Origin of the sequence: Agrobacterium tumefaciens, from assembly GCF_017726655.1 — a bacterium.
Lineage (GTDB): Bacteria > Pseudomonadota > Alphaproteobacteria > Rhizobiales > Rhizobiaceae > Agrobacterium > Agrobacterium tumefaciens_B.
Window position 1 is genome coordinate 2,165,812 of record NZ_CP072308.1, and the last position, 25,147, is coordinate 2,190,958.

21 protein-coding genes are annotated in these 25,147 nt (G+C 58.5%); 9 read left to right on the plus strand and 12 right to left on the minus strand.

Going from position 1 to position 25,147, the window contains the following annotated elements; genetic code table 11:
* The first annotated feature begins 150 nt into the window (after positions 1-150).
* From rlmH to AT6N2_RS10765, 5 genes are all read left to right on the plus strand, one after another.
* Complete coding sequence (rlmH, locus tag AT6N2_RS10745) at positions 151-633, plus strand: 23S rRNA (pseudouridine(1915)-N(3))-methyltransferase RlmH (RefSeq protein WP_063951509.1); 483 nt, start codon at positions 151-153, stop codon at positions 631-633.
* A gap of 155 nt (positions 634-788) precedes the next feature.
* Positions 789-2,186, plus strand: a complete 1,398-nt coding sequence (locus tag AT6N2_RS10750; RefSeq protein WP_209086621.1) for a murein hydrolase activator EnvC family protein — start codon at positions 789-791, stop codon at positions 2,184-2,186.
* Positions 2,176-3,504 (plus strand): S41 family peptidase, encoded by a 1,329-nt coding sequence (locus AT6N2_RS10755; protein ID WP_063951507.1) that lies wholly within the window; start codon positions 2,176-2,178, stop codon positions 3,502-3,504. Before AT6N2_RS10750 ends, AT6N2_RS10755 begins: the two co-directional genes overlap by 11 nt.
* 63 nt (positions 3,505-3,567) lie before the next feature.
* The gene (locus AT6N2_RS10760) at positions 3,568-4,767 is read left to right on the plus strand and encodes a divergent polysaccharide deacetylase family protein (RefSeq protein WP_209086624.1); all 1,200 of its coding nucleotides are present in this window, start codon (positions 3,568-3,570) and stop codon (positions 4,765-4,767) included.
* A gap of 44 nt (positions 4,768-4,811) precedes the next feature.
* Positions 4,812-5,324, plus strand: a complete 513-nt coding sequence (locus AT6N2_RS10765; RefSeq protein WP_209086627.1) for an RNA pyrophosphohydrolase — start codon at positions 4,812-4,814, stop codon at positions 5,322-5,324.
* A gap of 36 nt (positions 5,325-5,360) precedes the next feature.
* Here AT6N2_RS10765 and bfr read toward each other — a convergent pair whose 3' ends face one another.
* The 4 genes from bfr to AT6N2_RS10785 all read right to left on the minus strand — a co-directional run bounded on the left by bfr (position 5,361) and on the right by AT6N2_RS10785 (position 8,465).
* Positions 5,361-5,846: a bacterioferritin gene (gene bfr / locus AT6N2_RS10770; protein ID WP_063951504.1), complete on the minus strand. Its 486-nt coding sequence runs from the start codon at positions 5,844-5,846 to the stop codon at positions 5,361-5,363.
* Positions 5,812-6,123, minus strand: coding sequence for a (2Fe-2S)-binding protein (locus AT6N2_RS24365; protein ID WP_077225190.1), 312 nt, complete (start codon positions 6,121-6,123; stop codon positions 5,812-5,814). Before AT6N2_RS24365 ends, bfr begins: the two co-directional genes overlap by 35 nt.
* A gap of 267 nt (positions 6,124-6,390) precedes the next feature.
* Positions 6,391-7,116, minus strand: a complete 726-nt coding sequence (gene phbB, locus AT6N2_RS10780; RefSeq protein WP_144578310.1) for an acetoacetyl-CoA reductase — start codon at positions 7,114-7,116, stop codon at positions 6,391-6,393.
* A 167-nt stretch (positions 7,117-7,283) separates the two neighbouring features.
* Positions 7,284-8,465: an acetyl-CoA C-acetyltransferase gene (locus tag AT6N2_RS10785; protein WP_209086629.1), complete on the minus strand. Its 1,182-nt coding sequence runs from the start codon at positions 8,463-8,465 to the stop codon at positions 7,284-7,286.
* A 242-nt stretch (positions 8,466-8,707) separates the two neighbouring features.
* Here AT6N2_RS10785 and phaR point away from each other — a divergent pair, with 242 nt between their 5' ends.
* On the plus strand, positions 8,708-9,283 hold the full coding sequence (phaR, locus tag AT6N2_RS10790; RefSeq protein WP_063951501.1) for a polyhydroxyalkanoate synthesis repressor PhaR: 576 nt from the start codon (positions 8,708-8,710) through the stop codon (positions 9,281-9,283).
* Positions 9,284-9,340: 57 nt separating this feature from the next.
* Here phaR and AT6N2_RS10795 read toward each other — a convergent pair whose 3' ends face one another.
* Complete coding sequence (locus AT6N2_RS10795) at positions 9,341-10,717, minus strand: MFS transporter (protein ID WP_209086657.1); 1,377 nt, start codon at positions 10,715-10,717, stop codon at positions 9,341-9,343.
* Between the two features lie 105 nt (positions 10,718-10,822).
* Complete coding sequence (locus tag AT6N2_RS10800; protein ID WP_209086660.1) at positions 10,823-15,583, minus strand: NAD-glutamate dehydrogenase; 4,761 nt, start codon at positions 15,581-15,583, stop codon at positions 10,823-10,825.
* Between the two features lie 541 nt (positions 15,584-16,124).
* On the opposite strand from AT6N2_RS10800, the gene AT6N2_RS10805 reads away from it, so the two are divergent.
* A complete protein-coding gene (locus tag AT6N2_RS10805; protein WP_003505223.1) occupies positions 16,125-16,694 on the plus strand; it encodes a CarD family transcriptional regulator in 570 nt (189 codons plus the stop codon).
* Positions 16,695-16,765: 71 nt separating this feature from the next.
* On the opposite strand, the gene AT6N2_RS10810 is transcribed toward AT6N2_RS10805, so the two are convergent.
* Positions 16,766-17,269 (minus strand): L,D-transpeptidase family protein, encoded by a 504-nt coding sequence (locus AT6N2_RS10810; RefSeq protein WP_209089659.1) that lies wholly within the window; start codon positions 17,267-17,269, stop codon positions 16,766-16,768.
* Between the two features lie 183 nt (positions 17,270-17,452).
* Between AT6N2_RS10810 and AT6N2_RS10815 the strand changes: the two genes are divergently transcribed.
* Complete coding sequence (locus AT6N2_RS10815) at positions 17,453-18,136, plus strand: response regulator transcription factor (protein WP_003505216.1); 684 nt, start codon at positions 17,453-17,455, stop codon at positions 18,134-18,136.
* Positions 18,137-18,269: 133 nt separating this feature from the next.
* Entirely contained in the window at positions 18,270-18,725 is a 456-nt protein-coding gene (locus tag AT6N2_RS10820) for a cyclic nucleotide-binding domain-containing protein (protein ID WP_209086663.1), read from the plus strand.
* A gap of 10 nt (positions 18,726-18,735) precedes the next feature.
* On the opposite strand, the gene AT6N2_RS10825 is transcribed toward AT6N2_RS10820, so the two are convergent.
* The 5 genes from AT6N2_RS10825 to AT6N2_RS10845 all read right to left on the minus strand — a co-directional run bounded on the left by AT6N2_RS10825 (position 18,736) and on the right by AT6N2_RS10845 (position 25,082).
* Positions 18,736-19,539 carry an exodeoxyribonuclease III gene (locus tag AT6N2_RS10825; protein ID WP_063951496.1) on the minus strand — a complete coding sequence of 268 codons (804 nt, stop codon included), beginning with the start codon at positions 19,537-19,539 and terminating at the stop codon, positions 18,736-18,738.
* 155 nt (positions 19,540-19,694) lie between these two features.
* Positions 19,695-20,420, minus strand: coding sequence for an outer membrane lipoprotein carrier protein LolA (locus AT6N2_RS10830; protein WP_209086666.1), 726 nt, complete (start codon positions 20,418-20,420; stop codon positions 19,695-19,697).
* Positions 20,421-20,469: 49 nt separating this feature from the next.
* Positions 20,470-23,136: an FtsK/SpoIIIE family DNA translocase gene (locus AT6N2_RS10835; RefSeq protein WP_209086669.1), complete on the minus strand. Its 2,667-nt coding sequence runs from the start codon at positions 23,134-23,136 to the stop codon at positions 20,470-20,472.
* 216 nt (positions 23,137-23,352) lie between these two features.
* Complete coding sequence (locus tag AT6N2_RS10840) at positions 23,353-24,702, minus strand: ammonium transporter (protein WP_063951494.1); 1,350 nt, start codon at positions 24,700-24,702, stop codon at positions 23,353-23,355.
* Between the two features lie 29 nt (positions 24,703-24,731).
* Positions 24,732-25,082 carry a P-II family nitrogen regulator gene (locus AT6N2_RS10845; protein ID WP_004444057.1) on the minus strand — a complete coding sequence of 117 codons (351 nt, stop codon included), beginning with the start codon at positions 25,080-25,082 and terminating at the stop codon, positions 24,732-24,734.
* Positions 25,083-25,147: the final 65 nt, after the last annotated feature.

The following is a 25,147-nucleotide window of genomic DNA, read 5'->3' on the forward strand; positions in this document are numbered from 1 at the left end:
GTGAGTCGTTGTACGGGCGTTGTTTTGCCGAAGATCATAATTGACTTCGGGCTTCCTCCCTCGGCCGGAAATCGGGCCGACCGCATAGGAATCCGTGTGTTATGCTGTTAAGAGCGGGACCCTATGGGTCACGACGGATGCAGGTTTGCGATGCGGATTTCAATTTTTGCGGTGGGACGGCTGAAATCCGGCCCTGAAAAGGATCTTGCGGCCCGTTATATCGACCGTCTCGCCAAGACGGGTCCGGCAATCGGGCTCGAATTTTCGCGGGTCATAGAGGTGGCGGAAAGCCGAGCCTCGAATGCCGAGACCCGCAAGCGCGAAGAGGCCGCGATGCTGGAAAAGCATCTGGTCGACGGCGCGGCGCTTGTTCTTCTGGATGAACGCGGCAAGGCGCTCGATAGCCCGGCCTTCGCCTCATTTTTCGGCGACTTGCGCGATAGCGGCCGACGTGATCTCGTGATCGCGATCGGCGGGGCTGATGGCCTTGATCCCGCGCTCTACGAGAGGGCGGCGGCGGTGCTCAATCTCGGCAAACTGACTTGGCCGCACCAGATCGTCCGTATCTTGATTGCCGAGCAGCTTTACCGGGCCGTCACCATCCTTTCAGGGCATCCCTATCATCGCGTTTGAACGTATCTTGATCGAATAGCTGTCTCAATTTCAACATGAAGCTTCGCGACATCGCTTGTTGCACACGGCTTTGGCGGCGGCCTCTCAGGCCTCTTGGAAGATCGAGGTAAAATCCGTAATATTGCCGCTCCTGCTTCGGCATAAAGAAAGCTCGTATGGACATGACGCCTCAACGAAACCGGCACGTTGCGCTTGCAGGCGCAGCTGTTGCTGCTTTCCTCATGGCGGCAGCTCCGGTTTGGTCGCGCGACGATGCCGGGGCTGCCCCGGGAACTAGCGAGGACTCGTCACCCGATGCGTTGCAGGCGTTGGAGCAGCGCCGCGACCAGAACCGGCAGGATCTTGAAGAGCTTGTCGACAGCATCGGTCTTTCCGAAGACAAGACGAGAAAGCTCGAAGAGAGCATTGCTGCCCTCAACCAGGACAGCGCGCGCATTCGGGAGGAGTTGATCGCTTCGGCTTCCCGGCGTAAGGCGCTGGAGACCAAGATCAGCGATGGTGAGGACAGGCTTGCCAAGCTTTCGGTACGTGAGGACGCGGTCAAGGCGTCACTGCGGGAGAGACGCGGCGTTCTTGCCGAGGTTCTGGCTGCCCTGCAACGCATGGGCAGAAATCCGCCGCCCGCCCTTCTTGTCTCGCCTGAAGATGCGCTGGCCTCGGTGCGAAGCGCCATTCTTCTTGGCGCCGTCGTGCCCGGCATCAGGGGAGAGACGGACAAGCTGATCGCCGCTCTCAAAGAATTGACCGATGTCCGACAGGCAATCGCTCGCGAAAAGGACGATCTTACGGCTATGATGACGGCCAGTCTGGAAGAGGAAAAGCGCCTCGACCTGCTGATTGCCGAGAACGACCGCAAGAACTCCCAGACGGCGGCGGCGCTGGAGGCTGAACGCAAGCGATCCGAAGAGCTTGCAGGCAAGGCGACGAGCCTTGAAGGGCTCGTCAGTTCGCTTGAAAATGAGATTACCTCGGTGCGGGAGGCGAAGGAAAAGGCGCGTGCGGAAGAGCAACGGCTGGCCCGGCTTTCCGAGGCGGAACGTGAAAAAGAGCGTGCCGCGGCCGAGGCGGGAATGCCCGATAAAAACCGCATTGCGCCCGCATATCCCTTCGCGAGTCTGAAGGGAAAGCTGGAGCTTCCAGTGGCGGGCGACGTGTTGCGACGTTTCGGCGATGCGGACGGAACGGGCCACTTTTCCAAGGGAATTGTCGTTGCGAGCGGCCCGGAAGCCATCGTCACGGCACCTGCGGATGGCTTTGTTGTATTTGCCGGAGATTTCCGCAGTTACGGCCGGATGATCATCCTGAATACGGGTGATGGATACCATGTGGTTATGACGGGCATGGACAATGTGAGGACGCGGCAGGGCATGTTCGTGTTCTCGGGAGAGCCCATCGCCTCCATGGGTGCAAAAAGAGTAGCGAGTGCAGCAGCATTGGCGCTGGAAACCGACCGGCCAACGCTCTACATTGAGTTTAGGAAAGATGGTGTGCCGGTTGATTCTCAGCCGTGGTGGACCGCAAAAAATACCGGAAGGGCGCACAATGATTCGTAAGGTTTCGCTTCTCCTTATCGGTGGGCTTATGGGCGCCACGGCGATGAGCGTGATTTATTCGGCGAGCATGCCGGCACAGGCAGCCGGGCCTTCGACCTATAAGGAACTGTCGATTTTTGGCGACGTGTTCGAACGCGTTCGCGCGCAATATGTGACGCCGCCGGATGACGAGAAGCTCGTGGAAAATGCCATCAATGGCATGCTGAGCTCGCTCGATCCGCATTCCAGCTTCATGAATGCCAAGGATGCCAATGACATGCGCACCCAGACCAAGGGTGAATTCGGCGGTCTCGGCATCGAAGTGACCATGGAAAATGAGCTGGTCAAGGTTATCTCGCCGATGGATGACACGCCGGCCTCTCGTGCAGGCATCCTTGCCGGTGACTACATTTCGGAAATCGACGGTACGCCGGTTCGCGGCCTGAAGCTGGAACAGGCGGTCGAAAAGATGCGAGGCGCGGTCAAGACGCCGATCAAGCTGACGGTTATCCGCAAGGGTGCAGACAAGCCGCTGGAAATCACCGTCGTGCGCGATGTCATCGCCGTTCGCGCCGTGAAGTCGCGCGTTGAAGGCGACAATGTCGGTTATCTCCGCGTCATCTCCTTTACCGAGAAGACCTATGACGACCTCGAAAAGGCGATCAAGAAGATCAAGGCCGATGTGCCGGCCGACAAGCTGAAGGGCTACGTTCTTGATCTGCGCCTCAATCCGGGCGGTCTGCTCGATCAGGCGATCAATGTTTCCGACGCGTTCCTTGAGCGTGGCGAAGTCGTCTCGACCCGAGGCCGTAACCCGGACGAGACCCGCCGCTTCAATGCGACTGCCGGTGATCTGACCGATGGCAAGCCGGTGATCGTGCTGGTCAACGGCGGCTCCGCTTCGGCGTCGGAGATTGTGGCTGGTGCGCTGCAGGATCTGCGTCGCGCGACCGTGGTTGGCACGCGTTCCTTCGGCAAGGGTTCGGTTCAGACGATCATCCCGCTTGGCGAGGCTGGGGCTCTTCGACTGACGACCGCGCTTTATTATACGCCATCGGGCAAATCCATCCAGGGCACAGGCATCGAGCCTGACATCAAGGTCGAACAACCCCTGCCCCCTGAATTGCAGGGCAAGCTGACGACCGAGGGTGAATCCAGCCTGTCCGGCCACATCAAGGGTCAAAGCGAGACGGATGAAGGTTCCGGCTCCTCGGCCTACGTGCCGCCGGAAGCAAAGGACGATATCCAGTTGAACTACGCGCTGGATCTCTTGCGTGGTGTCAAGACCGATCCCTCCTTCCCGCCGAACCCGGACAAGGCTGTGGTCAACAAGCAGTAAGATCGATGCGCCGGCCACCAGCCGGCGCATTGTCTTTCTTGCCCAATCTGGACAGGTCGTTCATTGCCTTCGGATCTGCGGAAACCGCTTCTGGGTCGCCAGAAAAAAAGCGCCGGTATCAACCGGCGCTTTTCCGTCATTTTGGTGCTGTCGACGCTCGCTGCCCTGTCGATAGGTGGTCTGTCGATCTATGCGGCACTATCCCCCGGTAATCTTCAGAAGACGTCGCCGGGGCAGGACGTCTCCCCGAAGCTCGCGGAACAGACAGCCGCAAAAGACGGCCCCGGGAACGCGGCTTCGGAGGACACGGCTGGCCTGCAGCCGCAGAGTGGCAAATCCGGCGCCAATATTAGCCGTGAGACGATGTCGGACGGCAATGTCGTTTCTGTCTATTCGCCGCGGCCACGCGACGGGACCGGGCCGGTGCTGATGAGCGGCCAGACCTATGGCCAGGACCCCCGCATGGCGACGCGGCCGAATGAAGAACTCGTGGAAGAGACGGCGTTTGGCCAGCTGCCGGTTGTCGGGGCCGATGGTCTGCGGCCCATGGAACAATATGCGCGGCCGTGGTCCGGAACGCGCGGCGTCCGCATTGCGATCATCGTTGGCGGCCTTGGTCTCAGTCAGACGGGGTCACAGAAGGCAATCCGTGAGTTGCCGCCGGAGGTGACGCTGGGCTTTGCTGCCAGCGGTAACAGCCTGCAGCGCTGGATGCAGGAAGCCCGCCGGCAGGGCCATGAAATCCTCCTCCAGATACCTCTGGAGCCCTTTGGTTACCCCGGCACCAATCCCGGCCCCGACACGCTGCTGGCGAGCGACCCCGCCAAGATCAATCTTGATCGTCTGCATCGCTCAATGGCGAAGATCACCAATTACACCGGCATCATGAATTATCTTGGTGGTCGTTTTCTGGCGGAGCAGGCGGCTCTGGAGCCAGTCATGCGCGATATCGGCAAGCGCGGCCTGCTCTTTCTGGATGACGGCTCTTCGGCGCAGTCGCTAAGCGGAGGGATCGCAAAGGCCATTTCCGCCCCGCAGGGTTTTGCGGACGTGCTGCTGGATGGTGAAGTCACCGAGGCTTCCGTCCTCCGCAAGCTGGACGAACTGGAGCGAATTGCACGCCGCAACGGCCAGGCGATCGGCGTTGCATCGGCTTTCGATGAAAGCGTTGCTGCCATATCAAAGTGGTCGCGGGAGGCCGGCGGCCGCGGTATCGAAATCGTCGGTGTTTCTGCGCTTGTTTCCGGTCAAGCGGGGCAGTAAACCTTCGCTGCAGCCATTGCGTCCACCAGAAATTGCGGGTTCCCATGACAGTCAAAGCAGAAGATTTGCCCTACCGTCCCTGTGCCGGGATCATGGTTCTGAACGGGGACGGCCTCGTTTGGGCCGGTCGGCGCATCAGGGAAGGCAATTCCGAATATGATGGCTCACCGCATCTGTGGCAGATGCCGCAGGGTGGCATCGACGACGGCGAAAAGCCGCTGGCGGCCGCCATTCGCGAACTTTACGAAGAGACGGGAATGAAAACGGTGAGCCTTCTTGCCGAGGCGAGCGACTGGATTCACTATGACCTTCCGCCCGAACTGATCGGTATCGGCCTCCGGGGCAAGTATCGGGGGCAGGCACAACGCTGGTTCGCCTTCCGCTTCGAAGGCAACGAGAGCGAAATCCAGATCAACCCGCCGCCGACGGGACATGAGGCTGAGTTCGATGCCTGGGCCTGGAAGCCAATGGAGAGTTTGCCTGAACTTATCGTGCCCTTCAAACGCGGGGTCTACGAACAGGTGGTTGCTGAGTTCCAACATCTCGCCGGCAGATAAAAAGGCGGCCGGGGCCGCCTTTTCCGTGTCGCTGGCTTATTCCGCTTCGTTGGCGGAATCGGCGTTAAGCTGACCGTATTTCTCTTCGCCAATCTTTGCGAGCAGCTCAAGCTGGGTCTCGAGGAAGTCGATATGGCCTTCCTCGTCGATCAGCAGCGCTTCAAACAGCTTCATGGAGACGTAGTCTCCGGCTTCGTGACAGATGTCACGGGACTGCTTGTAAGACGCGCGGGCATCGTATTCGCCCGCCAGATCAGCTTCTAGAACTTCCTTGACGTTCTGGCCTATCCGGAGAGGCGCCACGGTCTGAAGGTTCGGGTGGCCCTCAAGGAAAATGATGCGGTCGATCAGCTTATCGGCGTGCTGCATCTCTTCGATGGACTCAGCGCGTTCCTTCTTTGCGAGCTTGGTGTAACCCCAGTCGTTCAGAAGACGATAGTGAAGCCAATATTGATTTACTGCACCGAGTTCGAGGAACAGTGCCTCGTTAAGCCGCTCGATGACTCTTTTGTCGCCTTTCAATGTCCGCTCTCCTATTCTCTTCATGGAATCGCTTTAGGCGGGACATAAAATCAAAAACATCGGCCTCCGTCGAGTGGCGACGGGCGTGATATTCTTCCGTGGTTTTGATGATGAGGTCGACAACGGAGGGAAAACAGCCGCAGCAGCGACCACGTTTTTCCATGGCATGATACACTTTTGCGGGGACGATGAGCTGCCAACAGTCCTCGTCGAGAAGCTCGTTGATGACGTCCTTGATCTCATGATCAGTGATGTAATTGCAGCTGCAAACCAGCATGATAAACTGCCTGTATGACGCAACACGTTGTTTTCGTTCTTAAACCAAAACAGGACAGTGGCTGTCAAGAAAAACATCCGAAGCGACCGGTAGTCATTCTTTTAGATCTTTTCTAAACTAGACAAAAAATATCGTATTTTCAATTGTTTAGTTGTGCAAAATGATTAGAGAAAGACGCTTGAAATATAAGAAAATACTTAACTAACCCGTTGTTATCACGGGATTGTGATCGGCCATGGGCCGGTCGCCGCCCCGGAGCGAGGGCCCTCACGCGAAATATTGCCCGCCATTGGCGGTCAGGGTGGCACCGGTAATGAACCCGGCCTCGTCAGACACCAGAAACAGGACGCAGCGCGCGATCTCTTCCGGCTCGCCAAGCCTGCCAACGGGAATTTGCGGAATGATGCGTTCGGAGAGAACCTTCTCGGGGATCGCTCTCACCATTTCCGTGCCGATGTAACCGGGGCAGATGGCGTTGACGGTGATGTTGCGGCTTGCGCCTTCCTGGGCGAGCGCCTTGGTGAAGCCTATATCCCCCGCCTTGGAGGCAGAGTAGTTCGCCTGCCCTGCCTGACCCTTTTGACCATTGATGGAGGAGATATTGACGATGCGGCCAAAGCCGCGCTCACGCATGCCTGGCCAGACGGGGTGCGTCATGTTGAAGACGCCGGTCAGATTGGTATCGATGACCTCGCGCCATTGCTGTGGCGTCATCTTGTGAAACATCGCGTCGCGCGTGATGCCGGCATTGTTTACAAGGACTTCAACGGGACCTAAAGCCTTCTCCACCTTCTCGATGCCCTCAAGGCAGGCGTCGTAGTCACGCACGTCCCACTGAAAAGCCGGAATGCCGGTCTCAGCCTGAAATGCTTCCGCCCTGTCGCTCGTAAAAGCGTAATTCACCGCGACGCGATAGCCGGATGCCTGCAGGGTGCGGGCGATGGCGGCGCCTATGCCGCTCGTCCCGCCGGAAATCAAAGCAACTCGGCTCATATCGGCCTCCATGACCTGTCAGTGAAGCGCCCGCGCCCAAGAGGCTCTTCCAATGTTGCAGACGTTTCGTTGTGCTCAACGGCCACAGAAATGAGGCCAATGGGAGGCTGCTTCTACCCTATCGCGGGCTGGACCGGAATTGCTTTTTGACAGGTCACGCCTTCGCTTCAGAGCGCTTCAATGCACATGGCGACACCCATGCCGCCGCCGATACACAGCGTCGCGAGACCCTTCGATACATTGCGGCGGCGCATCTCGAAAATCAGCGTGTTTAAGACGCGCGCACCAGAAGCGCCGATGGGGTGGCCGATGGCAATTGCCCCACCATTGACGTTGACGATTTCGGGATTGAGACCCAGTTCGCGCACGACCGCGCAGGATTGCGCTGCAAAGGCCTCATTGGCCTCAACAAGGCCGATATCGTTGATCGACCAGCCGGCCTTGGCGAGCGCCTTGCGGGAAGCGGGGATGGGACCAGTGCCCATGATCTGTGGATCGACACCCGCGGTGGCCCAGGACGCGATACGGGCGAGTGGCTGGATGCCACGCCGTGCGGCTTCCTGTTCAGACATCAAAAGGGTCGCTGCTGCGCCATCATTCAGGCCGGAGGCATTGCCGGCGGTCACCGTACCTTCCTTGTCGAAGGCAGGACGTAGCTTGGCCATGGTCTCAAGCGATGCGCCGTGACGAATATGCTCGTCTGCGTCGATGACGATATCAGCCTTGCGGCCCTTGACCGTGAAGGCGACGATCTCGTCAGCGAAGCGACCGACGCTCTGGGCGGCTTCGGCCTTGTTTTGCGATGCAACGGCGAACTGGTCCTGCTCATCCCGGGACAGTTGCCATTGCCGAGCGATGTTTTCAGCGGTGATGCCCATGTGATAGCCGTAAAAGGCGTCGGTCAGGCCGTCCTTCAGCATGGTGTCGATCATCTTGAAGTCGCCCATCTTCACGCCGCCGCGCAGGTGCGCGCAATGCGGAGCCATGGACATGGATTCCTGTCCGCCGGCAATCACGATGTCTGCGTCGCCTGTAACGATCTGCTGCATGCCAAGGGCCACCGCGCGCAGGCCGGACCCGCACAGTTGATTGAGACCAAAGGCGGTGGCCTCCTGGGGGATGCCCGCCTTCATTGCCGCCTGCCGTGCGGGGTTCTGTCCCTCACCTGCCGTCAGAACCTGGCCGAGAATGACCTCGTTGATTTCGTTCGCCTCGACGCCGGCGCGCTCCAGCACCGCGCCTATAACCGTCGCGCCAAGTTCGTGCGCCGGCGTATTCGCGAAGTGGCCATTGAAGGAGCCGACCGCGGTTCTGGCGGCGCTGGCGATCACGATGGAAGGCAGGGTCATCTCTTTTCTCCTCACTTGCGGGCGGAGACTGGCAAAGCTTTGAATACAAGTCAAATGCCGAAAGTTGCTTTAAAAGATGTTGCTAATTTGCGCTTATATCTTTCGGAAAATTGCTGCGCAAAAAACAGACTGTTGCGATGCACAAAACATTTGTCAGACAGCGCGTTTTGCGCATACACTTTGTATTGGGAAGAGCAAGAACACCAAAAAAAAGAAAATACCATCATCGCGAGGAGGCGGGCATGGCGAAACACGACGGCGAAACTATCATTAAAAAATACGCGAACAGGCGGCTCTATAACACCGGTACAAGCACCTATGTGACGCTTGATGACCTGGCGCAAATGGTCAAGCGCGGGGAAGACTTCAAGGTTCAGGACGCCAAGTCGTCGGAAGATATCACCCATGCCGTGCTGACGCAGATCATCGTCGAGCAGGAGGCCAAAACCGGCAACACGCTGCTGCCCACGGCTTTTTTGCGCCAATTGATCTCCTATTACGGCGACCAGATGCAGACGGTCGTGCCGACATTCCTCGAACATTCGATGAAGACCTTTTCCGACCAGCAGAGCCAGATGCAGGAACATATGGCCAAGGCCTTCGGCGACGGTTCTCTCGCCCGCAATTTTCAGGCGCCGCTGCAGATGATGGAAGAGCAGATTCGCCGTAACACGGAACTGTTTCGGCAGGCGATGCAGGGTTTCACACCCTTTGCCGCACCGCAGGCGCCCAAGGAAACCCGCAAGCCAAATCCGTCCGAAATCGACGAGCTGAAGGCGCAGTTGCGCGCATTGCAGCAAAAGCTCGATCAGCTCTGAGCCGGCGCCAGCTGGCCGATGCTCGACTTGGAAACGGCGTCGGCCTCACTTGCGCCTTCAGCCCGCCGTTCGTTCCGGCACGCGCAGGAGCATCAGGAAACCGGCTCCGAGAAAGACGATCAGCGTTGCCATGCCGATATGGGCGGAGCCGCTTACCGTCGTGGCTATGGAAAATGACAGTGTCGCCATGAAACTCGTGGCGCGCCCGGAAAGTGCATAGATGCCGAAATAGCGTCCGGCTTCCGCCACGCTGATGTTGCGGGCAAGATAGGAACGCGATGAGGCTTGAACCGGGCCGAAAGCCAGGCCGATCAGCACCCCGTAAAGCAGGTAAGCTTTTTCAGCGCCGGTGGCGAAGATGCCGCCATTGTCGGCGGTAGAAAGTTGTATCCAGCCGAACAGGGTAGAACTCTTTTCCGTGGAAACGATACCGACCGTCGCGACCAGTAGCAGCGCCAGACTGATCAATATGGTGAAGCGCGAACCGAGGGTCTGATCGAGGCGGCCGGCGGCAAAGCAGCCCGCAATGGCGACCACATTGAGAAGAATGCCGAAGAGGCCGATTTCCATTGTTGCCCAGCCGAACATCCCAGCCGCAAATGCTCCGCCTAGGATAAGGACGCCATTCACGCCGTCCTGATAAAGCATGCGCGCAATGAGAAATCGCAACAGCGATGGGCGGTGGCGAAGTTCACCCAAGGTCGTCTTCAGTTCTCTTAGACCAGAGCGAATGGCAGCCCCGAAGGGCAGGCCCTTTTTCGCGTCCGGGGTCAATAAGAACATCGGCAAAATGAAGATGAGATACCAGAGCGCAGCAAATGGTCCGGCTATTCTCGCGTCCTGCCCGGAGGCGGGATCGAGGCCGAAAAGAGGCGTGATTCCAACGAGCGTAAGCCCGGTCTTGGGGTTTGCCGCCAGCAGGGTGACGACCGCAATCAGCACCACCATGCCGCCGAGATAGCCGAGGCCCCAGGCCAGATTGGAAATGCGCCCGACATTTTGCGGATTGGTGAGCCGCGGCATCATGGAATCGTTGAAGACAATCGAGAATTCCGCCGCGATGGAGGCGAGGATCATGCAGATTACGGGCAGAATGACCGGCGATCCCGGTGCCGCATACCAAAGGAGACACAGGCTGCTGATCTTGATGATCGCAAAGAAGGCGATCCACGGCTTGCGTGCACCGGACTGGTCGGCGATGGAGCCGAGAATGGGGGAGAAGAGGGCGATGATGATCGACGAGACCGTCGCCATGTTGCTCCATGTCGCCTGTGCCGAAATCGGATCATCGGTGAGCCGGGAAACGAAATAGGGTCCGAAAATGAAGGTGGTGACGACGGTGAAGAAGGGCTGCGCCGCCCAGTCGAACATGATCCAACCCCAGATGCCGCGTTTGGCAACCACTGTTTCCACATTCGGAGGAGGCACAGTCATTCAGAATCCTATAGGGAACAGTAGCTCGGCAGGCCCGGCGAGGTTAGCGTATCGCGATAGGTGCCGCCACCCGGAAGAGCTTAACCGGGTGGCTTTTTGCGTCGGTCAGCGCGACTGAACGATATCGCCGAGAAGCCCCGCCGCGACGGTGAGGCGGGCGAGGTTGGTGTCGCCGCTTTCGCTGAGCGCACCAAGTTCCGAGACGATGCGGTTGACGCGGACGCGGTCCGCCGCATACCAGGCCTGAACCGGGTCCTTCTCTTTCGCATACTCTGTGAGTGCCGAGATGACGATTCGGCGGCGTGATGAGGAAATCTGGTCCTGACTGCGCAGCAGCGCCAGACTTTCATAGTGATCCGCCGGCGTGATGCGCTGGCTGGCATCCAGCAAGCGTGCGACGCGGAAGGTCGAGGAGACGGTTGCATAGCTTTCGGCGGCGCGGGCAAGCGTAGTGCCAGCGCTTTCGGCAATGCGCATGATTTCAGGCACGTAGACAAGCAGCGACAGCGTATCCAGCTCTTCAAGAAGGGCCGGGGGAACGCCTTCGATTTCCGTTGCACCAAGCTCGCGGCGATATTTCGCTGCGGCCGGCGACAGCGTCTTGATGGCTGTTTTCAGGCGATCGATTTCGCTCGCCATGTCCCCCGTTGTCAGCCCCGTGCTGCCGGTCTGCAGGTAGAGCCTGCTTGCGTCGGCGTAGATTCGAGCGATGGTGGCGTAAAGTCCGTTCTGGACCTCGCCGCCGATCTTTCCGTCCAGCGCATCGACCTCGCTCCACAGTCGTTTGAGGCCAAAACCATCTTCCACGATAACAGCCGCCTTGACGACATCTTCGGCAAGCAGGCCGCTTGCATCGGCCAGCTTTTGCACGAAGCCCGGGCCGCCGCGGTTGACCACGGCATTGGCGAGCGCCGTCGCGACGATCTCGCGATGCAGGCGATGTGCCTTGATATCGTCAGCATAATTCTTCTGCATCTTCGCAGGGAAATAATGGAGCAGAAGATGCTGGAGGTAGGGCTCGTCTGGTAGCGGGCTCGCCACCAGCGCATCGAACAGGGTCAGCTTTGCGTAGGAGAGAAGCACGCCGATTTCCGGCCGGGTTAGCGGCTTGCCAGAGGCATATCTTTCACTGAACTCGGCATTGTTGGGCAGCGTCTCAACCTTGCGGTTCAACTGCCCGGTTGCCTCGAGTGCGCCCATCAGGCGGCCAAGTTCCTCGCGGTTGGCAAGCCCCAGCCGCTCCGTGAGCGAGATCGCTAGGGATTGCAGATAGTTGTTGCGCAGTACCAGCTGCGCCACATCAGGCGTCATGGAAGCGAGAAGCTGGTTGCGTTTCGGCATCGTCAGGCGACCGCTATTAACGGCGGAGGCAAGCGCGATCTTGATGTTGACCTCGACGTCGGAGGAGTTCACGCCCGCCGAGTTGTCGATGGCGTCGGAGTTGCATCGCCCACCCGCAAGCGCATAGGCAATGCGCCCCTTCTGGGTGATGCCGAGATTGGCGCCTTCGCCGATGACCTTGGCGCGCAGCTCTGTAGCATTAACGCGGATCGGGTCGTTTGCCCTGTCACCCACCTCGGCATTGGTTTCCACCGCCGCCTTGATGTAGGTGCCGATGCCGCCGAACCACAGGAGATCAATCGGCGCCTTCAGAATGGCGGTCATGATCTCGAAGGGCGTGGCGACTGACTTGTCGAGGCCGATGGCAGCCACGGCTTCCGGCGTCAGCGTCACCGATTTTTCGGAACGCGAGATGATCATCGCGCCGGCCGAGAGGGCCGAGCGGTCATAGTCCTGCCAGCTGGAGCGCGGCAGGTCGAACAGCCGCTTGCGCTCGGCAAAGGACTTGTCCGTATCGGGATCCGGATCGATGAAAATGTCGCGATGATCGAAGGCGGCGATCAACCTGATCTTCTCCGAAAGCAGCATGCCGTTGCCGAAAACGTCGCCGGACATGTCGCCAACGCCGGCAACAGTGAAGGGCGTGGTCTGGATATCAGTATCCATTTCACGGAAATGGCGTTTTACCGTTTCCCAGGCGCCGCGTGCGGTGATGCCCATCTTCTTGTGGTCGTAACCGGCGGACCCACCCGATGCAAAGGCGTCGTCCAGCCAGAAGCCAGCCTCATGCGCAAGACCGTTTGCGGTATCGGAGAAGGTGGCCGTTCCCTTGTCGGCGGCAACGACGAAATAGGGGTCGTCGCCATCAAGCCGCAACGTGTCGGGCGGCGGCACAATGGCGTCGTCGACGATGTTATCGGTGATCGAGAGCAGCGTACGGATATAGGTTTTATAGGCCTCGCGGCCGGCATTGAAGACCTCGTCCCGGGAGCCGCCGGCGGGTAAGTTCTTCGGGAAGAAGCCGCCTTTTGCACCGACGGGCACGATGACCGCGTTCTTCACCTGCTGCGCCTTGACGAGACCGAGCACCTCCGTGCGGTAATCCTGGCCGCGATCCGACCACCGCAGACCGCCGCGGGCCACCTTGCCGAAGCGCAGATGCACGCCTTCGACCTCGGTGCCGTAAACGAAGATTTCGCGGAAGGGACGGGGATCGGGCAGGCCGTCCAGATGTTTGGGATCGAACTTGAACGCCAGGAGGTCAGGCGGTGTGCCGTCGGCATTTTTCTGGAAGTAGTTGGTGCGCAGCGTCGCATCGATAGCATTGACGTAGCGCCGCAGCGTGCGGTCCTCGTCGAGATTGGGAACACCGCTCAGCGCAGCTTCGATGGCCTTGTGAATTTCTGCGAGTTTCCTCAGCCGCTTCTTCTCTTCGATCGACGGATCGAAGCCGGCCTTGAACAACGCGAAAATATTCCGGGAAATGTCGGGATATTTATAGAGGGTTTCGGAAATATGCTCCTGCGAATAGACGATACCGGTCTGGCGCAGATAACGGGCATAGGCACGCAGCACGGAGACTTCGCGCACATTGAGGCCGCAGGCCAGGATCAGGCGGTTGAAGTTGTCATTGTCCACCCTGCCGGAGAAGGCGGCAAGGAAAGCTTCTTCGAGTTTCGGTCCGTAGTGCGGCAGATCGAGTGTCGCGCCGGCTGCGACCGATAGTTCCATGTCATGCAGCACGATGTCGCGCTTTTCGCCTTCCGAAACGACACCAATATCGAAGGTTCGTTCGCTGATGACGTTAAAGCCGAGATTTTCGAGCAGGGGCACGCGGCGCGAAAGCGGCAGGTGGCCGTCACGGTGGAAGATTTTCAGCGACAGCGTGTCGGCTGACTGGCCCTCCTGCTGGTAGAACTCGATGCGGACCGGTTCACCCTTTGCCGCGCCCATAATATCCGGCATATCGCCGATTGCCTCTTCCGGCGTGAAGGCCTCCTGATAGGCCTGATCGACCTCTAGTACCGGTGCGCCCGGTTCGGAGAGGGCGACGAAATGATCTATCCAGCGCGCCGCAATATCACTGACGGCTTCCTCCAACTTATCCTGAGCGATGCGCGGCGTCTTGCCTTCGGTGCGGCCGACGATGAAATGCACGCGGGCGACCGCGCCCTCGGGGAAGGCCGGATAATAGGCGGAGATATGCCCGTCATAGACCCGGCTTAGATAGTCGCCGATCTTCTCGCGGACATAGGAGTTATATTCTTCACGGGGCACGAAAATAATGGCTGAAACGAAGCGGTCAAAACGGTCTATGCGCGCAAGGACACGCACGCGCGGACGGTCGCTCAGTTCCATGATCTGCTCGACGAAACGGATCAGAAGATCCGTCTCGATCTGGAAGAGATCGTCACGCGGATAGGCTTCCAGCGTGTTTTGCAGGATACGGCCGGAGTGGCTGTTGGGATCAAACCCGAAATGCCGCTCCACATCAGCCACTTTGGCGCGCAGCAGCGGTATCTGCTTGACCGAGCGTGTATAGGCTGTCGCCGTGAAGAGACCGACGATGCGCAATTCGCCGACAACGTTGCCGTCTTCATCGAAGCGCTTGATGCCGATGTAATCCATATAGGCGCGGCGATGGACGATGGATTTCACATTCGCCTTGGTAACAATGAGGAAATCCGGGCCGTCGAGGAAGGCGAGGATTTCCGGCGTGGTCGTCACCGCGTTTTTGCCCAGACGCAGCACGCGCACATCGGGATCACTCAGGCTGCCAAGGCCAACGCCGTCACCGCGCTCGACTTTGGCATTCTTGCCTTTGCCGGAATAGGTGTAGTCTCGCATCCCGAGAAAGGTGAAATTGTCGTTGCGAAGCCAGTTGAGAAACTCGACGGCCTCCTTGCGTTCCGTTTTGCGCCGCGATGAACCGCGTTCCGACAATTCATCCAGTGCCTCGTCGAGCTTCGCCAGCATCGGCCGCCAGTCGCGATAGGCGGATTCCACCTGTCTCAACACGAAGCGAAGCCGCTCTTCCAGGGCTGAAGCCGCCTGCTGAGAAAGCGGCGCGATATGCAGCTGGATGAGGCTGATGTTACCGGCAGGATCATCCTCTGGCTCTGCAAGGCGGTAGCCGCCCTTTACATCGCCGGAGCGCACGAGAATGGGGTGCACGGCGAGGTAAAGACCGCGATAGCTGCTGGTGACTTCGCCCATGACGGAATCGTAGAGAAACGGCATGTTCCGACCAATGATGGTCAGAACCGTCACGGGTACATCCCGCGGCGAAACGCCCTCAACCTGGGAAATGCTGATATAGGGCGCATCACCGGTCCACCGCGAGAGTGCCTCAAAACTGTGGGCGGCACTCGCCGCCAGCATCTCTGCGGAATAATATTCTATATCGTCGGCGCTTGCCCTTCCATAAAGAATACCAGGATCAAGAAATTCGACATTTTCGGCAATTGCGTGCTGACGCGCTTTTTCGATCTGTTTTTCGCGTTTTGGATTATTTCTGTAGCCCATTTGACGTGGATTCCTCCAAAAATCACACTTTAATGTAAAAAAGCATCGCCATTTTGCGGATTTTGCCTTTTCAGTCGAATCGGATATTGGCGTGGAATTACGAAGAGTTTAAGAGGCTTTTGTATTTCTTCAGGCGGTAAGTGAAATTTTTTTGCTTCTTTTATCAAGCGGCTCGGTTTAGAAGCTTACGACAGTATTTTTGCGGCTAATTTTTAGGCGGTTCTCGGACCGCCATGTGATGTTGTGGCCACGGTTGAAGCAAATTATTGATTCGCGTCTATTTTTGTGGTACACCAATCACACTGATCCACAGCGTGGCATTTGTGTGCCCAAAAACACCACGAAAGCAACACCTCTTTTGCACGCGGTTTCCGTGACATATCGAGCGTTTACGTTATCGAACCCCGCAAGACGGGTAGGTGTTTTTTTGCGTGCACGGCTGGACCAGTGCGGAGTCACCTGACGGTTCCCCCGTCTCATCAGGGCCTGACCGACCCAACCCCGGCATCCCCGGGTATGTAACAGGGAGTTTTTAGAACGAATGACGACCCAGCAGAAGAAATCTCCAGCACATCACGGCTTTAAAACCGGTGAAGCGATTGTGTATCCCGCTCATGGTGTCGGTACCATTTCTGCCATCGAGGAACAAGAAGTCGCCGGCATGAAGCTTGAGCTTTTTGTCATTGACTTCGAAAAAGACAAGATGCGTCTTAAAGTTCCCGTCGCCAAAGCCGTCAGCATCGGCATGCGCAAGCTTTCCGAAGGCGATTTTGTCGAGCGGGCGCTGAAAGTGGTGCAGGGCAAGGCACGCGTGAAGCGGACCATGTGGTCGCGCCGCGCGCAGGAATACGATGCGAAGATCAATTCCGGCGATCTCATCGCGATTGCGGAAGTTGTACGCGATCTCTACCGTGCGGAAAACCAGCCGGAGCAGTCCTATTCGGAGCGTCAGCTTTATGAAGCTGCTCTCGACCGCATGGCGCGCGAAATTGCCGCCGTCAACAAAATGTCTGAAACCGAGGCCGTTCGCCTGGTGGAAGTCAACCTTGCCAAGGGTCCCAAGCGTGGCAAGACTGTTGAAGAGGACGATTCTCAGGACGAAGCCGCTTAATAACGGCTTTTCCTTCTAAAAAAACCCGCCTTGATGGCGGGTTTTTTGTTGCCTTATCGGCTGCGCGCGCATCACAGGATGCGGATTTTCGTGCCTTTGCGCATATGGGGCAGGATGCGCCTCATATCGCGGGGGTGGAGGGCTACGCAGCCCGCGGTTGGCTCATATCCCTGCCGGATCATGTGCATGAAGATCGCCGAGCCACGGTTGCGGCCTCGTGAGGTGATGTTCCAGTCCAGCACCAGACAGACGTCATAGAGGCCGTCCTTGCGCATCATTTCTTCATGACTTGCTTTGAAGGGTGCCTTGACCAATCTGTTGTAATTGGGATTGCGAGGCTCGTCGCACCACAGCATGGATTTCTGCGTTCGTTGCATCGGCAGGGCCGTCGTGAAACCGGTCAAGCGATCACCGCGATAGAAGCCGTGCATCAGGCGGGTCATTGAAATCGGCGATTTGCCGTCTCCCTCGCGTTTCAGAGCGGTGCGGCCATTCCGCCCGATGGCGGCGGGGAAGGTGAGATGCCCAAGTTGCACGATCGCCCGGCTGATTTTCATGGGAGCCGGCCGAACCATGAGTGTCGATACGCGTTTACGTTGTTCCGTGGGGCGTTTGCTCATGTTTTTCACGAGATTTTGCTTTGCAGGTTATTTAACGTGAAGTCATAGCACTTCATCATATGATGGCAATGGGTTGACCTTTTACCGGCAAATCGCTGAATTGGCTGACGATTAAAGTAAGAAAGGCTGAGAATCCGAATGACGGCTCGTACTATCCTTCTTGTGGACGATGACGACGATCTTCGTGAGACGCTGACCGAGCAACTCTCTCCCTATGAGGAATTCTCGCTTTTGAGCGGCGCGAACGCGGCACAGGCGATGCAGACTGCGAAGACCGCGCAGGTCGATCTCCTCATCATGGATGTCGGTCTACCGGATATGGATGGGCGCGAGGCGGTGAAGCTTCTGCGCAAAGGCGGCTTCAAGGCGCCGATCATCATGCTCACCGGGCACGACACCGATTCCGATACGATTCTAGGGCTGGAAGCCGGCGCAAACGACTACGTGACGAAGCCGTTCCGCTTCGCCGTGCTGCTTGCGCGCATCCGGGCGCAACTGCGCCAGTATGAACAGAGCGAGGATGCGGTTTTTACGGTCGGTCCTTATCAGTTCAAGCCCAGCCAGAAGCTGCTGACGACGGAAGACGGCAAGAAAATTCGTCTGACGGAAAAGGAAGCGGCGATCATCCGTTACCTTTACCGCGCCGGCAGCACGGTGGTGACGCGCGACGTGCTGTTGGAAGAGGTCTGGGGTTACAATTCCGGAGTGACGACGCATACACTTGAGACGCATGTATACCGCCTGCGCCAGAAGATCGAGCGTGATCCGTCCAACGCCGAAATCCTGGTGACCGAGAACGGTGGATACAAGATCGTTCCCTGAGACGGGGTTTCCTGTCGTGAATTGAAGCCGCGCCCTTTGAAAGAAGCGCGGCGTTCTAATATCTTGTATTTTGAGGGCCGATATCGGAAAACCGCTATAGTGGTGCAGGCGTTTTTCCGGAGTAGTAATCGACATGGCCTTGACGGACGATATCATTCTGCTGGGGCAAGTGCCGCTATTCGCAGGCTTCAGCGAGGATCAGTTGCGCCTCATCGCCTTCGGTGCTGAACGCCGGAGGGTGTCGGCCGGTCAGACATTGTTTCGGGAACATTCGCCGGCCGAGTGCGCTTTCGCCGTGACCTCGGGGCGTTTCGAGTTGTTCACGGCCGGGCGGGATGGTAAACCTGTGCTGCAGGCGACGCCCGGCAAGGGCGCGCTGCTGTCCGAGCTGGCGCTGTTTACGCTATGCGAGCGAAAATTTACGGCCATTGCTGCCGAAGATTCCGAGGTCATCCGCATCACGCGCATCCTCTTCCACCGGTTGGTGGAGGAATTTCCCGAGGTTGCCGATATCGTCTCGGCGCGCATTCGCGATAATATTGCGGCGCTGGCGGCGGGTTCGGCCCGTTTACAGAACCGCTTCGCCTGACAGCCCTCGTTCAGAAGCGAAAGTGGGCTGTGACTGGAACATGGTCCGATGGCCGGTTCCAGCCGCGGGCTTCGCGCAATATGTCGATTTTATCCAGTGAAGCGCCGAGATCCTGTGACGACCAGATGTGGTCGAGGCGACGGCCGCGATCAGCCGCTTCCCAGTCCTTGGCGCGGTAACTCCACCACGTGTAGATCTTCTCCGTCTCTGGCACGTTGAGCCGCATCAGATCGAGCCAGTTGCCCTGCTTCATGATCTCGAGCATGCCTTCGGTTTCGACCGGCGTATGGCTGACGATCTTCAAAAGCTGCTTGTGCGACCAGACGTCATTTTCAAGCGGCGCAATGTTGAGGTCACCGACGAGAATCGAGGAAGTGCCAGGAACACCATCGGCGCGAAGCGCTTTCATTTCCTCGATGAAATCGAGCTTATGGCCGAATTTGGGATTGATCGACCGGTCCGGCTCGTCGCCGCCAGCAGGCACATAGAAGTTATGCAACCGGATACGGCGCGATCCGACCTGAAAAATCGCGGAAATATGCCGCGCATCGCCAACACCGCAGTAGTCCTGCCGGTGGTCTTCGATCAACGGCACTTTCGAGGCGATAGCAACGCCGTGATAGCCTTTCTGGCCGTGGATGATGACGTGCTCGTAACCCAGCGCCTTCAACGGCTTCATCGGAAACTCACCGTTCGGGCACTTGGTTTCCTGTAGGCAGAGAATGTCGGGCTTGTAACGCACCAGAAACTGTTCGACGATCGGCATTCTGAGCCTGACCGAGTTGATGTTCCAGGTGGTTATCGAAAACGACATACAAGGGCTCCGTTCCTATCGCCTCGAAGCAGGCTTCGAGGTTGGTTCCGGGGCGCAGGCTTATAACATCGTGACGAAAACTGGAATGTATTTTAACGGCAAAATGAAAAAGGCGGCCTGAGAGCCGCCTTCACAGTATACATGGATAAGCAACATTAGCCGCGCTTGCGTACTTCCTCATAATTGATGTTGAAGACGCGTTCATCGAGGTTCACGCCGGTCTGGACATTGAAGATCATGACCGTGGTGTCCTTGTTTTGGGCATCTGTCGTGGTCCATTGTCTGAGATCGAAGGTTTTGGGGTCGAACATCAGGGTGATGGTCGAATCACCGAATACGCTCTTGTCTCCGAGCACGATGGTGGTCAGATCGGACTCCTCCTTCACGTTCCGGACTTTCTGGTTGCTCAGATCGATCCTGTCGGAAAGAAGCAGGCTAAGCGGGGTCTTCGACAGCGGATAGAGGTCCCATGTCTTCAGCTTCATATTGCCGATGACGACATTCTTGCCATCGGAAATCACGCGCATGGGCGAAGGATCTTCATAATTGAAGCGGAGTTTGCCGGGACGTTCGATATAGAATTTGCCGCCGGTCTGTTCGCCGCGCGGGCCGAACTGCACGAATTCACCCATCATGGTTTTGACGGAAGAGAAGTGATTGGCGATTTTTTGCGCCGTTGCGGTATTGCCGGCCGCCTGGGCAAATGCGTCGAGCGGCGAAAGGCCGGCGATAACCGCAGCCATTGAAAACGCTGTCAGCACGCCACGTCGCGTTACGCCGTTTTGTGTTGCGTTTGCGGTGGCCGTGTCGCCGGTGGTGAGGTCGTTCATTCTATTCTCCTTCATCGCAGCGATTGTCCGCATAAAAGGCGGCGGCTTCATGACGTTGAAAGCGTGTAATAACGCTTCTTCGCCCCGCTTGGTTGCGGACTTACCGCTCGATGATATCTGCTTCGGTCGGGACGAGGATTTCGCGTTTTCCGGCGTGGTTGGCGGGGCCGATGATGCCCTCCTGCTCCATCCGTTCGATCAGTGAGGCGGCGCGGTTGTAGCCGATGCCGAGACGGCGCTGCACATAGGAGGTCGAGGCTTTGCCATCGCGAAGTACGACGGCCACAGCCTGATCGTAGGGGTCTTCGGAATCAGAGAAGCTGCCACCGCCGGCCGGGCTCGCGCCTGCACCGTCCTCGTCTTCTTCTTCGGTGATTGCTTCCAGATACTCAGGCGACCCTTGTGTCTTCAGATAGGAAACGATCTCTTCGACCTCGTTGTCGGAAACGAAGGGCCCGTGCACGCGCTGGATGCGTCCGCCGCCCGCCATATAGAGCATGTCGCCCATGCCGAGCAGCTGTTCGGCGCCCTGCTCTCCGAGGATCGTGCGGCTGTCGATCTTCGAGGTGACCTGGAACGAGATGCGGGTTGGGAAATTGGCCTTGATCGTGCCGGTGATGACGTCGACCGAAGGACGCTGGGTGGCCATGATGACGTGGATGCCGGCCGCACGCGCCATTTGCGCCAGACGCTGTACCGCGCCTTCGATGTCCTTGCCGGCGACCATCATCAGGTCGGCCATCTCGTCGATGATGACGACGATATAGGGCAGGGGCTTCAGATCGAATTCTTCCGTCTCGTAGATCGCCTCGCCGGTCTGGCGGTCGAAGCCCGTCTGCACCGTGCGGGTGAGGATTTCGCCCTTGTCGAGCGCCTGCTGCACGCGGCTGTTGAAGCCGTCAATGTTGCGCACACCGATCTTCGACATCTTCTTGTAGCGCTCTTCCATCTCGCGCACGGTCCATTTCAGGGCCACGACGGCCTTCTTCGGATCGGTAACGACGGGGGAGAGCAGATGCGGAATGCCGTCATAGATCGACAGTTCCAGCATCTTCGGGTCGATCATGATCAGGCGGCACTGTTCCGGCGACATGCGGTAAAGTAGCGACAGGATCATGGTGTTGATGGCAACGGACTTGCCGGAACCGGTGGTGCCGGCAACCAGCAGGTGCGGCATCTTGGCGAGATCGGCGATGACGGGTTCGCCGCCGATGGTCTTGCCGAGCGCCATGGCAAGCTTCGCCTTGCTGTTTTCGAAGTCGCGGCTTCCGATCAGTTCTCGCAGGAACACAGTCTCGCGCGTCTGGTTCGGCAGTTCGATGCCGATGGCATTGCGACCGGGAACGACCGCGACGCGGGCAGCGATTGCGCTCATGGAGCGGGCGATGTCATCGGCAAGGCCGATGACGCGCGACGATTTGATGCCGGGCGCCGGTTCCAGTTCGTACAACGTGACGACGGGGCCGGGGCGGACGTGGATGATTTCGCCCTTGACGCCGAAATCCTCGAGAACGCCTTCCAGAAGGCGGGCATTCTGCTCCAGCACTTCCTCGCTCAGCATGTTGTCACGTACGACATTTTTCGGTTCTGCCAGAAGATGGACGGTCGGCAGCTGGAAACCATCGGCGGCGATGAACGAGGCCTGCGCCTCCCTGGCTACGCGCTCACTCGGTTTCGGGCGGGCGGAGGCGGCAGTTATTCTGGGCTGGCCACGTCCCGGTGCCTGGCGGGCGGTAAATTTCTGGTCGGTTTCGTCGCCGGAAAGAATACCGTTCGGCAGTCCGCGTCCATCCGCATCGAAAGACGGTTCATCGTCCATATCATCGTCGTGATCGAGCGCGATCGACGGAGGGGACATCTGCCGGCGGGATGCGGCGCGTTCTTCGAAAGAGGGTTCCGCGCGCTGGTCGAGGCGGTTGATCGCGGTTTTAAGGCGCGAGGGCTCGTTCAGCGTGCCGAATTCATATTCGTTAAAATCATAGGGATGCTCGAAGTCGTCGTGCAGGGATTTCGACTTCAGCCCGAACAGGCGGCGAAAGCGTGCCTGGGTGATGTACCAGTAATGGGCGATTGCACCAAAGGCGAGCATGTTGGCGAAGAAGCCTTCGCCATCGTCTTCATCATCCTCTTCCGCTTGCCGGGCGGCGCGCGCCTTGCTTGTGGCGACAGGCGCGACTTCTTCGCGCTCCAGTTCCTCGTCGAGACCACCGACAATACCGGCGGCAAACAGCATCAGCCAGGCTGCCGGCGCAGCGAAAATAACGCCAAGCACCGTCGCAATGGTGCCTGTGGGATAGGCGCCGATGAAGAGTGCGGGGAAACGCAGGATCATGTCACCGATCACCCCGCCGATGCCGTTGGGCAGGGGCCAGGTGATGGGTGCGGGGAAGCATCCGAGCGAGGCGGCGCAGACGATGGCGCCCGCAAGCCACGCGACGATGCGGGCGGGTATACGATTGAACCGTCGCCCGGCAATCAGCGCAATCGCCCAGGCGATGATGGGCAGGAACGAGATGATCGCGGAAAGCCCGAAGAATTGCATCACGATATCGGCAAAGATCGCGCCGCTGTAACCCAGAAGATTGGTAGGCTGGTTGCCGGTGGCATAGGACAGGCTCGGATCAGCCACATTCCATGTGGCGAGTGCGGCAATGCCGAGCGCAATCGTCGCCAAAAGAGCAAAACCGGCGAGAGCCATGATCTGACGCACGAAAAATGCCGTCAACACGAAGCGTGTGTGACGACCATCGAATGTCGGAGAATGCATTCTGCCCATGTCCCTGAACCCGTCGCTTTTTCTGGTTTCGGCAAGATCGGCTGGTGACCGAATCCCGGATTGACAGGGAAAGCTAACCGGTTGCTGGTTAATGTCGTGTTAACCATGCGCCTTTTTGCGGCGGCCTCCGGATTTACGGCAAAGAAAAAGGCCCGCCGAAGCGGGCCTTCTTTTGGGTAAGGGGATGGAGAACCCCTTTTCCCGATATCAGGAGTGGTAAGCGGCTTCGCCGTGGGTCGCAAGGTCGAGACCTTCGCGCTCGGCTTCGACCGGGACGCGAAGCCCGACGATCACGTCGACGATCTTGTAAAGGATCGCGGAGACGATGGCGCACCAGACGATGGTGATGGCGACGGCAACGAACTGCGTCCAGACCTGCGAGGCGATGGAGAATTCAGGCTTGCCAGTGCCGCCGAGCAGAGGCGAGGTGAAGATGCCGGTGCCGAGTGCGCCGATGATGCCGCCGATACCGTGGACGCCGAAGACGTCAGCGGTGTCGTCGTAACCGAACTTGTTCTTCACAACGGAGACGAAGAAGTAGCAGATCGGCGAGACAATAAGGCCGAGAACGATGGCGCCCATCGGACCAACAGAGCCTGCAGCCGGCGTGACGGCAACGAGGCCGGCGATCATGCCCGAAGCGGCACCCAGCATGGAGGCCTTGCCGCGGGTGAAGCTTTCAACCAGCGACCAGGAAACGATTGCTGCTGCGGTGGCGAGGAAGGTGTTCATGGTTGCGAGAACCGCACCGCCGGATGCTTCCAGGTTGGAGCCGGCGTTGAAACCGAACCAGCCGAACCACAGCATGGCTGCGCCAACCAGCGTCAGCGTCATGGAGTGAGGAGCCATCATGTCCTTGCCGAAGCCAGTACGCTTGCCGACCATGATCGCGCCGATCAGACCGGCGATACCGGCGTTGATGTGAACGACCGTGCCGCCAGCGAAGTCGAGAGCGCCCATGCCGAAGATCAGGCCGTTTGCGTCCCACACCATATGTGCGACCGGGAAATAAACGAAGGTGGCCCACAGGATGGTGAAAAGAATGACTGCCGAGAACTTCACGCGTTCCGCGAAAGCGCCGATGATCAGCGCAGGTGTAATCGCCGCAAAGGTCATCTGGAAGGCGATAAAGGTGTATTCGTAGATCACGACGCCCTGGGAGAAGGTTGCCGAGGTGCTGTCAAGCGTAACGCCATTCAGGAACAGCTTGCCGAAACCGCCAAAATAGGGGCCGGTGCCGCCGCCGAAGGCGAAGGAGTAACCGTAGATGACCCATACGAGCATCATGACGGCCGTGATGACCGTGCACTGCATCAGGACGGAGAGCATGTTCTTGGTGCGGACGAGGCCGCCGTAAAAAAGGGCCAGACCCGGAAGGATCATGAACAGCACGAGGATGGTCGCGACGTACATGAATGCGGTATCGGCTTTTTCCGGAACGGGAGCGGCCGCGGCCACTGCCGGCGCTGCATCCTGGGCAAAGGCGATGGCCGGTGCCATCAGGGCCGTCGCTGCGGCGCCCAGCTTGCCGAGCGTCAAAAACTTGTTGAGTTGCATGTTTGGAAAACTCCCCTGTCAGCCGTGCTTCAAAGCGCTTCTGTGTTGGTTTCGCCGGTACGGATGCGCACGGCCTGTTCGATAGAGTAGACAAAGATCTTGCCGTCACCGATCTGCCCGGTCTTAGCCGCAGATGCGATCGCCTCAACGGCCTTGTCGACCACGTCGGATGGAACTGCGATCTCGATCTTCAGCTTGGGAAGGAAGCTCACCGCATATTCCGTGCCGCGATAAATCTCGGTATGTCCCTTCTGGCGCCCGTAACCCTTTACCTCGGTCACGGTCAGGCCCTGGATGCCGACGCCAGTGAGCGCTTCACGCACTTCATCCAGCTTGAACGGCTTGATAATGGCCATCACAATTTTCATCTGGTTTCCCATCCTTTGTTTGTCCTCGGCGCGGAGCCGAACCTCCTGCCGCTGGCAGATCAGTAACAGCGACTGCG

Bases quoted from the DNA above. Each gene is read 5' to 3' on its own strand.
- rlmH (WP_063951509.1), top strand. From the start codon at position 151: ATGCGGATTTCAATTTTTGCGGTGGGACGGCTGAAATCCGGCCCTGAA.
- AT6N2_RS10750 (WP_209086621.1), top strand. From the start codon at position 789: ATGGACATGACGCCTCAACGAAACCGGCACGTTGCGCTTGCAGGCGCA.
- AT6N2_RS10755 (WP_063951507.1), top strand. From the start codon at position 2,176: ATGATTCGTAAGGTTTCGCTTCTCCTTATCGGTGGGCTTATGGGCGCC.
- AT6N2_RS10765 (WP_209086627.1), top strand. From the start codon at position 4,812: ATGACAGTCAAAGCAGAAGATTTGCCCTACCGTCCCTGTGCCGGGATC.
- AT6N2_RS24365 (WP_077225190.1), bottom strand. From the start codon at position 6,123: ATGCTGGTTTGCAGCTGCAATTACATCACTGATCATGAGATCAAGGAC.
- phbB (WP_144578310.1), bottom strand. From the start codon at position 7,116: ATGAGCCGAGTTGCTTTGATTTCCGGCGGGACGAGCGGCATAGGCGCC.
- AT6N2_RS10785 (WP_209086629.1), bottom strand. From the start codon at position 8,465: ATGACCCTGCCTTCCATCGTGATCGCCAGCGCCGCCAGAACCGCGGTC.
- phaR (WP_063951501.1), top strand. From the start codon at position 8,708: ATGGCGAAACACGACGGCGAAACTATCATTAAAAAATACGCGAACAGG.
- AT6N2_RS10795 (WP_209086657.1), bottom strand. From the start codon at position 10,717: ATGACTGTGCCTCCTCCGAATGTGGAAACAGTGGTTGCCAAACGCGGC.
- AT6N2_RS10800 (WP_209086660.1), bottom strand. From the start codon at position 15,583: ATGGGCTACAGAAATAATCCAAAACGCGAAAAACAGATCGAAAAAGCG.
- AT6N2_RS10805 (WP_003505223.1), top strand. From the start codon at position 16,125: ATGACGACCCAGCAGAAGAAATCTCCAGCACATCACGGCTTTAAAACC.
- AT6N2_RS10810 (WP_209089659.1), bottom strand. From the start codon at position 17,269: ATGGTTCGGCCGGCTCCCATGAAAATCAGCCGGGCGATCGTGCAACTT.
- AT6N2_RS10815 (WP_003505216.1), top strand. From the start codon at position 17,453: ATGACGGCTCGTACTATCCTTCTTGTGGACGATGACGACGATCTTCGT.
- AT6N2_RS10820 (WP_209086663.1), top strand. From the start codon at position 18,270: ATGGCCTTGACGGACGATATCATTCTGCTGGGGCAAGTGCCGCTATTC.
- AT6N2_RS10825 (WP_063951496.1), bottom strand. From the start codon at position 19,539: ATGTCGTTTTCGATAACCACCTGGAACATCAACTCGGTCAGGCTCAGA.
- AT6N2_RS10830 (WP_209086666.1), bottom strand. From the start codon at position 20,420: ATGAAGCCGCCGCCTTTTATGCGGACAATCGCTGCGATGAAGGAGAAT.
- AT6N2_RS10835 (WP_209086669.1), bottom strand. From the start codon at position 23,136: ATGCATTCTCCGACATTCGATGGTCGTCACACACGCTTCGTGTTGACG.
- AT6N2_RS10840 (WP_063951494.1), bottom strand. From the start codon at position 24,702: ATGCAACTCAACAAGTTTTTGACGCTCGGCAAGCTGGGCGCCGCAGCG.
- AT6N2_RS10845 (WP_004444057.1), bottom strand. From the start codon at position 25,082: ATGGGAAACCAGATGAAAATTGTGATGGCCATTATCAAGCCGTTCAAG.